At 66.0% G+C, this 13,064-nt stretch carries 13 protein-coding genes; 3 read left to right on the forward strand and 10 right to left on the reverse strand.

Annotated elements, in window-relative coordinates; all coding sequences use genetic code 11:
• The first annotated feature begins 75 nt into the window (after nt 1-75).
• Entirely contained in the window at nt 76-1,317 is a 1,242-nt protein-coding gene (locus AAFG13_RS07015) for an MFS transporter (protein WP_212318755.1), read from the forward strand.
• Between the two features lie 109 nt (nt 1,318-1,426).
• On the opposite strand, the gene AAFG13_RS07020 is transcribed toward AAFG13_RS07015, so the two are convergent.
• Nucleotides 1,427-2,680 carry an adenylate/guanylate cyclase domain-containing protein gene (locus AAFG13_RS07020; RefSeq protein ID WP_342711562.1) on the reverse strand — a complete coding sequence of 418 codons (1,254 nt, stop codon included), beginning with the start codon at nt 2,678-2,680 and terminating at the stop codon, nt 1,427-1,429.
• Between the two features lie 175 nt (nt 2,681-2,855).
• On the opposite strand from AAFG13_RS07020, the gene AAFG13_RS07025 reads away from it, so the two are divergent.
• The gene (locus AAFG13_RS07025) at nt 2,856-3,047 is read left to right on the forward strand and encodes a hypothetical protein (RefSeq protein WP_342711563.1); all 192 of its coding nucleotides are present in this window, start codon (nt 2,856-2,858) and stop codon (nt 3,045-3,047) included.
• Here the strand turns inward: AAFG13_RS07025 and AAFG13_RS07030 are convergent, their stop codons facing one another.
• Nucleotides 3,048-3,917 (reverse strand): DMT family transporter, encoded by an 870-nt coding sequence (locus AAFG13_RS07030; RefSeq protein WP_212318797.1) that lies wholly within the window; start codon nt 3,915-3,917, stop codon nt 3,048-3,050. It lies immediately after the preceding gene.
• A gap of 79 nt (nt 3,918-3,996) precedes the next feature.
• Here AAFG13_RS07030 and AAFG13_RS07035 point away from each other — a divergent pair, with 79 nt between their 5' ends.
• Nucleotides 3,997-4,818 carry a helix-turn-helix domain-containing protein gene (locus AAFG13_RS07035; RefSeq protein ID WP_342711564.1) on the forward strand — a complete coding sequence of 274 codons (822 nt, stop codon included), beginning with the start codon at nt 3,997-3,999 and terminating at the stop codon, nt 4,816-4,818.
• Here AAFG13_RS07035 and AAFG13_RS07040 read toward each other — a convergent pair.
• The 8 genes from AAFG13_RS07040 to lepB form a co-directional block, all read right to left on the reverse strand.
• Nucleotides 4,809-5,612 carry an N-acyl homoserine lactonase family protein gene (locus AAFG13_RS07040; protein ID WP_342713564.1) on the reverse strand — a complete coding sequence of 268 codons (804 nt, stop codon included), beginning with the start codon at nt 5,610-5,612 and terminating at the stop codon, nt 4,809-4,811. The genes AAFG13_RS07035 and AAFG13_RS07040 overlap by 10 nt on opposite strands.
• Nucleotides 5,613-5,765: 153 nt before the next feature.
• Entirely contained in the window at nt 5,766-6,752 is a 987-nt protein-coding gene (locus AAFG13_RS07045; protein WP_342711565.1) for a cation diffusion facilitator family transporter, read from the reverse strand.
• 115 nt (nt 6,753-6,867) lie between these two features.
• Entirely contained in the window at nt 6,868-9,123 is a 2,256-nt protein-coding gene (gene parC / locus AAFG13_RS07050; protein WP_342711566.1) for a DNA topoisomerase IV subunit A, read from the reverse strand.
• A 72-nt stretch (nt 9,124-9,195) separates the two neighbouring features.
• The gene (gene recO, locus AAFG13_RS07055; RefSeq protein ID WP_342711567.1) at nt 9,196-9,945 is read right to left on the reverse strand and encodes a DNA repair protein RecO; all 750 of its coding nucleotides are present in this window, start codon (nt 9,943-9,945) and stop codon (nt 9,196-9,198) included.
• Between the two features lie 141 nt (nt 9,946-10,086).
• Nucleotides 10,087-10,467: a hypothetical protein gene (locus AAFG13_RS07060; protein WP_342711568.1), complete on the reverse strand. Its 381-nt coding sequence runs from the start codon at nt 10,465-10,467 to the stop codon at nt 10,087-10,089.
• A 44-nt stretch (nt 10,468-10,511) separates the two neighbouring features.
• Entirely contained in the window at nt 10,512-11,435 is a 924-nt protein-coding gene (gene era / locus AAFG13_RS07065) for a GTPase Era (RefSeq protein WP_342711569.1), read from the reverse strand.
• Nucleotides 11,428-12,249, reverse strand: coding sequence for a ribonuclease III (rnc, locus tag AAFG13_RS07070; protein ID WP_212318735.1), 822 nt, complete (start codon nt 12,247-12,249; stop codon nt 11,428-11,430). The genes era and rnc overlap by 8 nt, the downstream gene beginning before the upstream one ends.
• Nucleotides 12,246-13,007, reverse strand: coding sequence for a signal peptidase I (lepB, locus tag AAFG13_RS07075; RefSeq protein ID WP_212318733.1), 762 nt, complete (start codon nt 13,005-13,007; stop codon nt 12,246-12,248). Before lepB ends, rnc begins: the two co-directional genes overlap by 4 nt.
• Nucleotides 13,008-13,064: the final 57 nt, after the last annotated feature.

Genomic DNA, 13,064 nt, shown 5'->3' on the forward strand with positions numbered 1-13,064 from the left:
GTCGGGAAACGGGTGGGATCGGGCGTCTTCCAATCACACACTATGGCCAGATCGAATTTCCCTGAGGATTCTGCCATGTCCGCCGATACGCCGCGCCTGCCCGCCACCTTCAATCGCCTGGCCTGGTCCAACCTCGCCGCGCAATCGGCCGAGCAGATTGCGCTTGCCGCCGCCCCCATCGTCGCCGTGCTGGTGCTCGGCGTCGGCGAAGGCCAGACCGGCCTGTTGCAGACCGCACTGACGCTGCCGTTCATCCTGTTTGCAATTCCCGCCGGCCTGCTGGCCGACCGCGTGTCGCGGCGCTGGGTGATGGCGGGCTCCGAGGCACTACGCGCCGCCGCACTTGCCGCGATCCTGCTGTTGCTGTGGTTCGGCGCGATGACCTTGCCGATGCTCGCCTTGCTCGGCTTCATCGCGGTCTGCGGCACGGTTGCATACAGCGTCGCAGCTCCTGCGCTGGTCCCGTCGCTCGTGACCTCGCAGCAGTTGCCGGCCGCGAATGCCCGTATCGAACTTGCGCGCACCGTCGCATTTGCCAGCGGACCCGCGCTCGGCGGCGTGCTGGTCGGCTGGGTCGGCGCTGCGCCCGCATTCGGCTTTGCCGCGGCGCTGTCGGCGATCGCGGTCGTGCTGCTCGCCGGCATCTACGAGCCGGCACGCCAGCCTGCCCCGCGGCGTCATCCGATGCAGGACATCAAGGAAGGCGCGGCCTTCGTGATGCATCACGCCTTGCTGCGGCCGGTGTTCATCACCCAGTTCATCTTCAACACGGCATCGTTCCTGCTGCTCGCCGTGTTCGTGCCGTATGCGGTGCGCCATCTCGGGCTCAGCGCCACCGGTGTCGGTACGACGCTCGCGATGTACGGGGTCGGCATGGTGGTCGGCGCGCTGTTCGCAACCCGCGTGATGAAGCGGCTGGCGTTCGGCACCGTGATCGGGCTCGGCCCGGTCACCGGCCTCGTCGCCTCACTCGTAATGGCGCTGACCACCTGGATTGCGACGCCGCTGCTCGCGGGCCTCGGCTTCTTCCTGCTCGGCGTCGGCCCGATCCTGTGGGTGATCTCGACCACCACGCTGCGGCAGTCGGTGACGCCGCCGTCGCTGCTCGGCCGCGTCTCGGCGATCAACATCATGAGCTACGGCGCCCGGCCGCTCGGCTCCGCACTCGGCGCCGTCGTCGGTGGCCTCTACGGCGCCGAAGCCTGCCTTTACCTCGCCGCTGCGATCTTCGCCGTCCAGGCGCTGGTGATCCTGATGTCGCCCGCGGTGTCGCTGAGGCGTCAGCCTGACATGGTCGGCGAACCGGTGCGGTGCTAGTCTCGCCCCTCAACGTCATTGCGAGCGAAGCGAAGCAATCCATTCCCCCGCTTGTGAGGACATGGATTGCTTCGCTTCGCTGTGCTCCTCGCAATGACGGGGAGAGAGATCAGCTCGCCAGATAGCGCTCGTACTTGCCGCCGACGACCTCGTCGGCGGTAACGGCCGGATCCAGCGTATAGAGATCCTGCGCATGGCTGATGCCGCGCAAGGCGAAGCGGCCGGTGGAGACCAGATAGTTGCGGCCGGCGGCGTCGAGGCCGGTGCGGAAATCGGTCGAGGTCAGCAATTCGCGGTCGACCGAGGCGCACATCGAGGCAATCCGGCTGACCTCGTTGACGGCGGGCCCGACCACCGTGAAGTCCAGCCGGTCCTCGCTGCCGATATTGCCGTAGAAGACCTCACCGACATGGAGGCCGACATAGGCCGTGGTGGTCGGCCGGCTCTCGTTCTCGCGACGATCGTTCAGCACGCGGATGTTATGGCGGAATCTGTGCTCGGCGCGCAGTGCCGCGCGCCTGGCGCTTGCCATGTTCTCGCCGGTGAACATCGCGAGCACGCCGTCACCGATCAGCTTCAATACTTCGCCGCCGGCATCATGGATCGCGTCGATCGAGGCCTGCGCATAGTCGTTGAGGAACGGGATGATCTCGTCCGGACCGATGCGCTCGCTGATCGCGGTCGAGCCGCGCACGTCGGAGTACCACAGCACAGCCTTGATCTTCTCGGTGATGCCGCGCTGCATGCGCCCGCGCAGCACCTGCTCCGCCGTCTCGCGGCCGAGATAGACCCGTCCGAGCGTGCGGGCGATCTCGACCTGGGCGGCCGATTTGATCGCGAGCCCGAGCACCGGCACCAGGTCGCGCAGCGCCGACATATGGTTCTCGTCGAAGCCATCCGAACGGCGGGTGGTGTAGTAGGAGTAGAAGCAGTCCATCTCGCCGATCGTGCCGGCCTCGCCGAAGCGATGCACGAAGGCGGCGAAGTGTTTGTGGCCCTTCTCGGCGAGCTCACCGATCATTGAAAAATCGTGCGAGCCGTTGAGATCGATCACCATCTCGTCATGGCCGTTTTCGAGCATGTGATGGAACGCCGACCGCCGCCAGTTCTGGCTGGCCTCGCCGCTGCTGGTCGAGCCGTATTCGAAGATGTCGGCCTCGTTGCTCTCGCCGTCGTTCCAGCGGAAGCCGCGTCCCTCGAAGATCGGATGCAGGGTGTCGATGAAGACGATCGCCCGCGACAACGGCATGCCGGCCGCCCGGCAGCGCTCGCAGAAGCCGCGCAGCAGGTCGTTTTCCGGCAGGCCGGTCAGACCCTGGCGGACCAGCCAATTCATCAGGCGCAAACGGGGCGTCAGTTCCATACGTAGGATTATGCCGGGCAATTGGTGCGGGAGGAAGGGCTGGTCGTCGCGTGACAGATGCGGACGCTAGTCCAGTATTGCAAGGCCGCCCGCCTCGCCATTTTCGGGCGGAACGATGCCGCCGAACGGCGGCGATTCCGCTTCCCTTTGCCCCGGCCTTCGCGCAAAAGGGCGCATGGATAACGACGCCGGCCAGCCGAATCCGATCCGACGCCTCATGCGATGGGCGATCACCCCGCCGCAATCCTATGGGGTCTATCTGGCCGGCATCATCCTAGTCTACGCCCTGTCGTTCTACGCCGGCACGATGAAGCCGAAGCACGCGCCCGCCCCGCCGGTGACCGCGCCGTCCGCCCCGCACAGCTGATCAGGCTGGTTTGGTCGCGATCCAGATTCCAGCGAAGACGGCGATCAGACCGACCACCAGATTGGTCGTGATCGGCTCGCCGACCAGCTGCTTGGCCAGCAGCCCGGCGGCGATCGGATTGACCGTCATGGTGTTGGCGACACGGGTCGGTGAGGCCCGCTCGAGCGCCAGCACCCACAGGATGAAGGCCAGCGCGCCGCCAGCTATCCCGAGATAGAGCCCCGCGATCCACTGCGATGGACCGAAATCGCGCAGCGTCGCCAGGCTGCCGGTGAACGCCCCTACCGCCACGAGCGCCGCCGCGCCCGCGCCCATGCCCACCGTGAGGAAGCCGAGCGCGCTTGAGCGGCGGATGAACGGTCGCGACAGCACGTTGTAGAACGCCATGCAGAGCACCGCGGCGGCCATGATCAGTTCGCCGCGCCATGCACCCGCCGGCGCCGCCGACAGCCCGGATGCCAGCGCGGCGGCCACGCCGAGCACCGCAATTGAAACTCCGATCGATTTGCGCATCGTCAGCGGCTCGATGCCAAGCAAGGCACCGACCACCATGGTCGAGAGCGGCAACGTCGCGAGCGCAAGGCTGGCGCGCGCCGCCGTCGTGTAGGACATCGCGATGTTATAGAGCACGAAGAACACGCCGAAGAAGGCTATGCCGAGCGCAGCGACCGCCGGCAGATCCTCGCGCGGCGGCCACTTCGCCCCGAGCAGGAGCGCGGCGGGAAGCACGCAGAGAAAGCCGATCGCCCAGCGCAGGATCGCAAGGGTGATCGGATCAGCATTGCCTGCCAGGTAACGCGTGATCGCCGCCGCCGTGCCGCCGAGGCAGCTCGAGACCAGTGCAATCGCGACGCCGATCCACTCGCCCATCCCGGTCCCCATGCGTTTCATGCTCGCTTGTGGCATCTTGCCCGGCGAGACCATTCCGGCAACTACCTGGTAGGTATTCATGTCGCAGCAGCGCGATTTTGCAGCCAGCCTGCGCTGGTGCCGGCAGCGCAAGGGCCACTCGCAGCTCGAGCTCGCCGGACGCGCGGATATTTCGCAGCGCCATCTGAGCTTCCTCGAGCTCGGCCGCGCCGCACCGAGCCGCGACATGGTGATCCGGCTCGCCGCGGCGCTCGACGTGCCGCTGCGGCAGCAGAACGCGCTGCTGGTCGCGGCCGGCTTCGCGCCGGTGTGGCGGCAAACCGATCTTGCCGCGCCCGAGCTCGCCCAGATCCGTTACGCACTCGATTTCATATTGGCGCAGCAGGAGCCCTTCGCTGCGGTCGTGGTTGACCGGCACTGGAATCTGCTGCTCGCCAATGCGGGCGCCGGGCGGCTGGTAGAATTCCTGGTCGGGCCGCTGGCGCCCGGCACGCCCATCAATCTCGCCGATGCACTGGTCGCGCCAAGCGTGCTGCGGCCCTGGCTCACCAACTGGACCGAGGTGGCGGCCTACTTCGTCCGCAGCGTCGAGGCCGATGCCGCCGCCGACGGCACCAGCGCGACGGCTGACTTGCTCAAGCGCCTCTTGGCCTATGGCGGCGTCGAGGCTGCGTTGGCCGCGCCGCCCGCGGCGCCCGTGTCCGGACCGGTGCTGCCGATGCTGTTCCGCAAGGGCGACGTCCGCCTCCAGCTGTTCACCACCATCGCGACGCTGGGAACCCCCCAGGACGTCACGTTGCAGGAGCTGCGCATCGAAAGCTTCTTTCCGATGGACGAAGAGACCGCGCAGATTTTTCGAAACTGGTCGAAAGCGCGCGGCCCCGAAGCCGTTCAGTCATAGAAGTCCGGCGACAGCTTCAGCCCGTCGCGCTGGGCCTTGTCGTGGTTGATCCAGAGCTGCGCCTTCTCCTTCGTCAGCGTGTCGGCGATCTTCTGCATCGAGGCCAGCGTCTGCTCCTTGCTGGCATTCAGGCTCGGCACGCGCCGATTGTCCCAATTGTCCCTGAAGTGAACCGCATCGCCGGTCAGCACGACCGCGCCGGTGTTCGGCAGCTTCACCAGCAGCGACTGGTGGCCGGGCGTGTGGCCCGGCGTCGACAGGATGGTGACGCTGCCGTCGCCGAACACGTCGCGGTCGCCGTCGAGTTTCGTCACGGGATGCTCGGGCTTGAAGCGTGGCGCGTTGTTGGCGCCGGGCCATTCATACTCCGCCTTCTGCACATACAGCATCGCGGCCGGGAACAGCTCGACATTGCCGATGTGATCGGGATGGGTATGCGAGACGGCGATCGCCTTGACGTCCGACGGCTTCACCCCGATCTGCTCGAGCTGCGCGGCCAGCGTCTTCGGCCGCCGCCAGGTCACGGCCTTGGGATCGGCAGGCGCAAGACCATTCGGCATCGCCGCCACCGCATCGGGAATGCCGGTGTCCCACAGGAACCAGCCCTGCGCGTGCTTGATCAGATAGCAATTGTCGACGAAATCCATCGACTTGCCTTCATTAACGCCGGGCGACCAGCGTGAGATGTCGCCGGCAACGCCTTCGCCGCAGTTGAGGATGTAGAGCCGCTCGACGCCTGTTTTCGCCGGCTCAGCGTCTGCCTGCGACGTCGCGCCCACGAGCCAGAGCAACATCGCAAGACCGATTGCCTTCTTCACGTTGCCCTCCATTGATCGAGCCCGCTTTTTGAACGCGCGCGGCCGCAATGTGCCGCCTCATCGGCAGGCGTGGAAGACACGGACATGGGTCGATCGATCAATTGAACGCGAGTGAGAGCTCGCCGCGGGCTAGACCATTTCCGCCGGCGCCAGCCGGCAGGTCTCGCTGCTGATCTCGACCTGCAGGGTCGCGTGGTGGATGCTGAATCGCTCCGACAGCTCGGCGCAGACGCGATGCAGGAAGACATCGTCATGTCCGCCGGGCCGCACCAGGTGTGCGGTCAACGCCGTCTCGCTGGTGCTCATCGCCCAGATGTGCAAATCGTGCACCTCGGTGACGCCCTCGAGCGCGCCGAGATAATCCCTCACCCGCTTGAGATCGATGCCCCTCGGCACCGCATCGAGCGCGAGATTGACGCTGTCGCGGGCAAGCTCCCAGCCGCTCAGCAGCACCACCACGGCAATCACCAGGCTGATTGCCGGATCGAGCCACTGCCAGCCGGTCGCCATGATCAGCAGCGCGGCGATCACGACGCCGAGCGAGACGCCGGCGTCCGCCGCCATGTGCAGATAGGCGCCGCGCACGTTGAGGTCGCTGTCGCGGCCGCGCATGAACAGCAGCGCCGTGCCGCCATTGATCAGGATGCCGAGCGCCGCGACCCAGACCACGGTCCAGCTTGCGACTTCGGCCGGCTCGCGGAAGCGGTTGATCGCCTCGACCGCGATGCCGCCGACCGCAATCAACAGTAGCCCGGCATTGAACAGCGCCGCCAGGATCGAGGCACGACGATAGCCATAGGTGTGGGTGTCGGTCGGACGCCGGCCGGCCAGCCACGCCCCGCCCCAGGCCAGCAGCAGCGCGATGACGTCGGAGAGATTGTGAACGGCGTCGGAGACCAGCGCCAGCGAGTTGGCGGAATAGCCGAAGATCAGCTCGGCGATGACGAAGGCAGTGTTCAGCGACGCGCCGACCGCAAAGGCGGTGCCAAAGCTCGCGGGCGCATGGCTGTGCCCGGCATGGGAATGCCCGGCGTGCGAGTGCCCAGCGTGGGAATGTCCCGCGTGGGAATGTCCATGAGAATGACCGCTGTGGTCGTGGTCGTGATTGTGCGCCATGGCAACCGTCGCCCGATATCGTTGGCGACGGTTATAGCGCGGTGAAATGCGGATACTATCACACCGCGGCTGTCGAACGGCGGGTTACGGCTTGCGCCTAACCCGCCCTACGCGACTACTCCACGCCGCGATTGAACTTGTTCGACTTCGGCAGGCCATGGGCGAGCCGGCCGGCGTCGGCGCGGTTGCCGCGCCAGTCGGCCAGTTCCTTCAAGGTCATGCTGTGCTCACGGCCGGCAGAGTCCTTCCAGGTCAGGCCGGTCTTGGCATCGAACACCGCGACATCGGACAGCTCAGAACTGGTGTATTTCTGCAGCCGAACGCCGCGGCCGCGCGCCATCTCCGGCACCTGGTCGAGACCGAACAGCACCATCTTGTGGTTGGTGCCGATCACCGCGACGGTGTCGCCGGTCACGGTCGTGATCGCACGGGCCTCGTTCGGCATCTCGACATTGAGCACCTGCTTGCCCTTGCGGGTATTGCCGACGCAGTCCTCTTCCTTGACGACGAAGCCCTGTCCCTCGCTGCTCGCAATCAGGAACTTGCGCTCGCCCTTGTTGACGAACAGCGAGATGATCGCGGCGTCCTGCTCGAGGTCGATGAACATGCGGATCGGCTCGCCATGGCCGCGGCCGCCCGGCAGCTTGGCGACGTCGAGCGAGTAGAACTTGCCGTTGGTGGCGAACAGCAGCAGCTTCGAGGTGGTCTCGGCAAAGAACGAGTGCTCGAGCTTGTCGTCGGTCTTGAAGGCGAGTCCCGAGAGATCCTCGACGTGGCCCTTCAGCGTCCGCACCCAGCCCTTCTCGGAGATCACGACCGTGCACGGCTCGCGTTCGACCAAGGCTTCCTCGATCGCGGCGAGGTCATGCTCGGGCGCATCGGCGAAGGTGGTGCGACGCTTGCCGAGCGGGGTCTTGGGCCCGAAGATATCGCGGACCTTGCGGACCTGATCGCTGACCTTGGCCCATTGCTCGGTCTCGGAGCCGAGCAGGCCCTCGATGCCCTTCAGCTCCTTGCGCAGCTCCTTGTCCTCGGTGCGGATCTCCATCTCCTCCAGGCGGCGCAAATTGCGCAGGCGCATGTTGAGGATGGCATCGGCCTGGACCTCGGTGAGGTTGAAGGTCTTCATCAGGACCGGCTTCGGCTCGTCCTCGGTGCGGATGATCTTGATCACCTTGTCGAGGTTCAGATAGGCGACGAGGTGGCCGCCCAGCACTTCCAGCCGGTGCTCGATCTGCGTCTTGCGGAAGTTGGAACGGCGGACCAGCACGTCGCGCAGATGATCGAGCCATTCGCGCAGGCACTCGGCAAGGCCGACCACCTTCGGGATGCGGCCCTTGATCAGCACGTTCAGGTTCAGCGAGATCTTGCTTTCCAGCTCGGTCAGCCGGAACAGCGATTCCATCATCAGCGCCGGATCGACGGTGCGCGATTTCGGCTCGATCACGAGGCGGATGTCTTCGGCGGACTCGTCGCGGACATCGCCGACCAGCGGCAGCTTTTTCTCGTTGATGAGTTCGGCGATCTTCTCGACGATCCGGGACTTCTGCACCAGCCACGGGATCTCGGTGACGACGATCACCCAGGTGCCGCGCGCACCCTCCTCCTGGGTCCAGCGCGAACGGGTGCGGAACGAGCCGCGGCCCGTGGTGTAGGCCTCGATGATCGATTCCTTGGAATCGACGACGATGCCGCCGGTCGGGAAGTCCGGGCCCTTGACCCATTTCAGCAGCGCCTTCGACTTGGCGTCGGGCTTCTCGATCAGATGCAGCGCGGCGTCGCAGAGTTCGGCGGCATTGTGCGGCGGGATCGAGGTCGCCATGCCGACCGCGATGCCCTGCGCGCCGTTGGCGAGCAAATTCGGGAAGCCGCCGGGCAGCACCACCGGCTCTTTCGTCTGGCCATCGTAATTGAGACGGAATTCAACACCGTCCTCGTCGATACCTTCGAGCAGGAGCCGCGCGACCTCGGTCATGCGCGCTTCGGTGTATCGGTAGGCGGCCGCGTTATCGCCGTCGATATTGCCGAAATTGCCCTGGCCGTCGACCAGCGGGTAGCGCGAGGAGAAATCCTGCGCGAGGCGCACCATGGCGTCATAAATCGCCTGGTCGCCATGCGGATGGAACGAGCCCATCACGTCGCCGACGATCTTGGCGGACTTCTTGAATGCCGCGCGCGGGTCGAGCCCGAGCAGGTCCATGCCGTAGAGGATACGGCGATGCACCGGCTTCAGCCCGTCGCGGGCATCCGGCAGCGCACGATGCATGATGGTCGAGAGCGCATAGGCGAGATAGCGCTCCTCGAGCGCATCACGCAGCGGCACCTCGTGAATTTCGGCCGGCTTTTCCGGCGGTACCTGTCGTTTTCCCATGGGGAGGCGTTAAACCTTGGCGGTGAATCGGGCAAGCCGCGAATCACCGGGAATTTAGGGCCCGAAGCGGCCTTACGGAACCGCCGTTCGGCTCCGCGGCCTGGTTACGGCGTTGATAAACCCGTCGCGGGCGTCGGAATGGCCCTGACCGCGGGGCTCCAGCACGTGGCGCAGCAGGAACAGGCCGGTGATCTGGAAGCCGTCGCGCAGGTCCTGCTCCGACCAGCCGTTGGCGCCGCCGTCGCCTTCGCGCAGGAACGCCGGCAACGGCAGCAGCCGGTCGCGCCACGGCTCGCCGGCAGCGCGGGACACGGCGCCGCCGGATTTCGGCGACACGTAGATCAGGTCGGTGGTCTCTCCGGTCGCCGCGCAGTTCTCCAGGTCGAGCCCGAAGCCGAGCTCGGTCAGCATCGCGAGCTCGAACCGGATCAGGTGCACGGCCGCGACGCCGGCATCGTCGAAATCGTCGAGCGTCCCCTGCAGCATCTCGTAGATGTCTTCATGCGGATCGCGCTCCGGCAGCAGCCTAGCCAGAGCCGCCAGGTGCGTGACGCCATAGACCGCATGCGACGAGGCGAGCAGCGTCGCCGCGCGCAGCCGGGTGCCTTCCAGCGCGTACATGCCGAGATGCTCGTCGAGCCGCGCCCGCCACACCGCGGTGACGCTGTTGCCGGGCTGCAGCAGCGGCCGCATCCGCGAACTGGCGCCGCCGCGCACCAGGCCGAGATGGCGGCCGTGCTCGCGCGTCAAGAGCTCGACGATGGCGGAGGATTCGCCATGCCGCCGCACGCCCAGCACGATGCCTTCGTCGGTCCATTCCATGGTTGCAAAAGTATCATGTAGGGCGGATTAGCGCAGCGTAATCCGCCGATATCGCCAGGAAGTTACACGGCGGGTTGCGGCGGAGCCTGTCATCGGGCCGCGCTGGCGCGGACCCGTTGGGCTAACCCGCCCTACGCAGCCCTACGCGTTGAACCAGCCCTGTGCGTCGCCGGTGAAGGAGTAATACAGCCCGGCCGTGGTCAGGATGCAGGACACCACCTCGATGGCGCTGTCGAGCTCCAGGCCCTTCTCGCCGATCACCTGCACCAGCGAGATCACCGACAGCACCAGCATCGCGCCCAGCGCCCAGCGCGGCCAGTTCTTGCGGTGCTGCGCGGCGAGCCGGACGAAATACACCAGCAGCAGGATCATGCAGCCGGCGGTCAGCGTCTCGCCGCTGATCATCTGATCAGTCCTCACGTCGGTCGGCGTGCGGTCCTGGAACGCCACCGACAACGCATCGAGCGTCAGCGACAGATAGAGCAGCACCTCAAACCACAGCACATTTCTGGGCACGTTCATCGCTTTGGGCACGCTCACTGCTCTGGGCACATTCAGGCGCCGGCTCATTCCTTGGGGAAGTCCAGTCCCATTTCCTTGTAGCGGTCGGGATCGTCGCCCCAGTTCTCGCGCACCTTGACGAACAGGAACAGGTGCACGGGCACGCCCATGATCTCGGCGATCTCGGCACGCGCCTGCGCGCCGATCGACTTGATGGTGGCACCGCCCTTGCCGAGCACGATCTTGCGCTGGCTCTCGCGCTCGACAAAGATCGTCTGCTCGATGCGGATCGACTTGTCCTTGCGGTCGGTCCAGCTGTCGGTCTCGACCGTCGACTGGTACGGCAATTCCTGATGCAGATGGCTGTAGATCTTCTCGCGGGTGATCTCGGCCGCCAGATGCCGCATCGGCGCATCCGACATCTGGTCCTCGGGATAGAGGAACGGTCCCGCGGGCACGAGCTTGGCCAGCGCCTCGCGCAGGTCGGCAACGCCGTCGCCCGACAGCGCCGAGATCATGAAGGTGTGCTCGAAGCGCATCCGCTCGTTGGCGGCCTGCGCCAGCGCCAGCAGTTTCTCGCGCTGCACGAGGTCGACCTTGTTCAGCACCAGGATCTTCGGATGCGCGACGGTTTCGAGCCTGGCCAGGATCGCGTTGGCCTCTTCGTCGATGCCCGACTTCGCATCGAGCAGCACACAGACGAGATCGGCGTCGTGGGCGCCGCTCCAGGCGGTCGACACCATGGCGCGGTCGAGCCGGCGCCGCGGCGCGAAGATGCCGGGCGTGTCGACCAGGATGATCTGCGCGTTGCCCTCGATCACGATGCCGCGGATCAGCGCGCGTGTGGTCTGCACCTTGCGCGAAACGATGGTGACCTTGGAGCCCACCAGCGCGTTGACCAGCGTCGACTTGCCGACATTGGGCGCACCGATCAGCGCGACGAAGCCACAGCGCGTCGCGTCCCCCTGCCCTTTGGGTTCGTCAGTCATTGGTGCCGACGCCTTCACGCTCGATCATCGCGGATGCTGCTGCTTTCTCGGCCGCGCGCTTGTTGCCCCCGAGGCCCTCGGCGGAGGCGAGGCCCGGCAGGTCAACCGCAACGCGGAATTGCGGATCGTGGTGCGGGCCGGTGCGTTCGACCTCGCGATAGACCGGCGTCGGCAATCCCTTGCCTTGCGCCCATTCCTGCAACACGGTCTTGGGATCGCGCAGCGGCCGGCGCAGCTTGTGCATCCGCTCGGTCCAGTTGCGCTCGACGAACTGGCGCGCGGCCTCGTAGCCGCCGTCGAGAAAGATCGCCCCGATCACCGCTTCGCAGATATCGCCGAGCACGGATTTGCGCAGCCGGGCGCCCTCGACCGCCTTCACCATGCCGAGCTTGATGTCCTCGAGCAGCCCGAGCGACTTGGCGACGTCGGCGCAGCTCTCCTTGCGCACGAGATCGGCGAGCCGCTTCGACAATTCGCCCTCGTCAGCCTTCGGGAACGCCCGGAACAGCATGTCGGACACGATCAGCCCGAGCACGTGGTCGCCGAGGAATTCCAGCCGCTGGTAGCTGTCGGCGCGGTTGCGGGTGGCGGGCTTCAGCGCGGAGACGTGGGTGAACGCAGTGGTCAGCAGCGCGGCATCCGAGAACGTATACCCGATACGCGCCTCGGTGCCGGCGATCGCGGCCTTCTCTTCAGCCGCCTTGGCGGCCTTGCTGCGCCGCTTCCTCGGCGCGGCCGTGCTTTCGGCGGCGGGCGTCTGGCTCGGCTCGCCGGTGGGCGCTTGGTCGTTGATGGCTGCGGTATCGTCGTTCATCGCACGATGGAGAATAGGCGGTTCCACCGCACTGCGAACGGCCAGCGCCAGATCATCCAGGCCTGCTCGCCTTCGGCGATCGAGAAGAAGATCATCTGGGCACGCCCGATGATGTTCTCGAACGGCACGTAGCCGACCTGCGACAGGAAGCGGCTGTCGGTGGAGTTGTCGCGGTTGTCGCCCATCATAAAGAAATGCCCGGGCGGAACGGTGTAGACGATGGTGTTGTCCATGTAGCTGTTGTCGGTGCAGTCGAGCGACTCATAGCTGACGCCGTTCGGCAGCGTTTCCTTCCAGCGCTTGACCCGCGCGGTGGCGTCCGCCGAGCCGCAGGGATCCTCGCCGACGAAATCGCTCAGCCGCTCGCGCTTGATCGGCTCATCGTTGATGTAGAGCAGCCCGTTCCGGACCTCGATGCGGTCGCCCGGCAGCCCGATGACGCGCTTGATGTAGTCGGTGGAGTCATCCCGCGGCAGGCGGAACACCACGATGTCGCCGCGGCTCGGTTCCGAGCCGAAGATGCGCCCCGAGAAGATGTTCGGCGAGAACGGGATCGAATAGTGGCTATAGCCATAGGAATATTTCGAGACGAACAGGTAGTCGCCGACCAAGAGCGTCGCCTTCATCGACCCCGAGGGGATGTTGAACGGCTGGAACAGGAAGGTGCGGATGACGAGCGCGATCAGAAGGGCATGGATGACGACGCGGATGGTCTCGCCCAAGCCGCTTTCAGATTTGGTGCCGGTGGTCGCGCTCATTGCTTTCCCAATTCCCGCGGGCCCTGATGCCCACGCGGTGGCAGAACGTTCTCTCCA

Source organism: Bradyrhizobium sp. B124, assembly GCF_038967635.1.
Classification (GTDB): Bacteria; Pseudomonadota; Alphaproteobacteria; order Rhizobiales; family Xanthobacteraceae; genus Bradyrhizobium.

Excerpts from the sequence above, each read along its gene's own strand:
- AAFG13_RS07035 (WP_342711564.1), top strand. The coding sequence starts at position 3,997 with ATGTCGCAGCAGCGCGATTTTGCAGCCAGCCTGCGCTGGTGCCGGCAG.
- AAFG13_RS07040 (WP_342713564.1), bottom strand. The coding sequence starts at position 5,612 with ATGTTGCTCTGGCTCGTGGGCGCGACGTCGCAGGCAGACGCTGAGCCG.
- rnc (WP_212318735.1), bottom strand. The coding sequence starts at position 12,249 with ATGAACGACGATACCGCAGCCATCAACGACCAAGCGCCCACCGGCGAG.
- AAFG13_RS07060 (WP_342711568.1), bottom strand. The coding sequence starts at position 10,467 with ATGAACGTGCCCAGAAATGTGCTGTGGTTTGAGGTGCTGCTCTATCTG.
- AAFG13_RS07045 (WP_342711565.1), bottom strand. The coding sequence starts at position 6,752 with ATGGCGCACAATCACGACCACGACCACAGCGGTCATTCTCATGGACAT.
- AAFG13_RS07030 (WP_212318797.1), bottom strand. The coding sequence starts at position 3,917 with ATGGGCGAGTGGATCGGCGTCGCGATTGCACTGGTCTCGAGCTGCCTC.
- AAFG13_RS07025 (WP_342711563.1), top strand. The coding sequence starts at position 2,856 with ATGGATAACGACGCCGGCCAGCCGAATCCGATCCGACGCCTCATGCGA.
- lepB (WP_212318733.1), bottom strand. The coding sequence starts at position 13,007 with ATGAGCGCGACCACCGGCACCAAATCTGAAAGCGGCTTGGGCGAGACC.
- recO (WP_342711567.1), bottom strand. The coding sequence starts at position 9,945 with ATGGAATGGACCGACGAAGGCATCGTGCTGGGCGTGCGGCGGCATGGC.
- AAFG13_RS07020 (WP_342711562.1), bottom strand. The coding sequence starts at position 2,680 with ATGGAACTGACGCCCCGTTTGCGCCTGATGAATTGGCTGGTCCGCCAG.
- era (WP_342711569.1), bottom strand. The coding sequence starts at position 11,435 with ATGACTGACGAACCCAAAGGGCAGGGGGACGCGACGCGCTGTGGCTTC.
- parC (WP_342711566.1), bottom strand. The coding sequence starts at position 9,123 with ATGGGAAAACGACAGGTACCGCCGGAAAAGCCGGCCGAAATTCACGAG.
- AAFG13_RS07015 (WP_212318755.1), top strand. The coding sequence starts at position 76 with ATGTCCGCCGATACGCCGCGCCTGCCCGCCACCTTCAATCGCCTGGCC.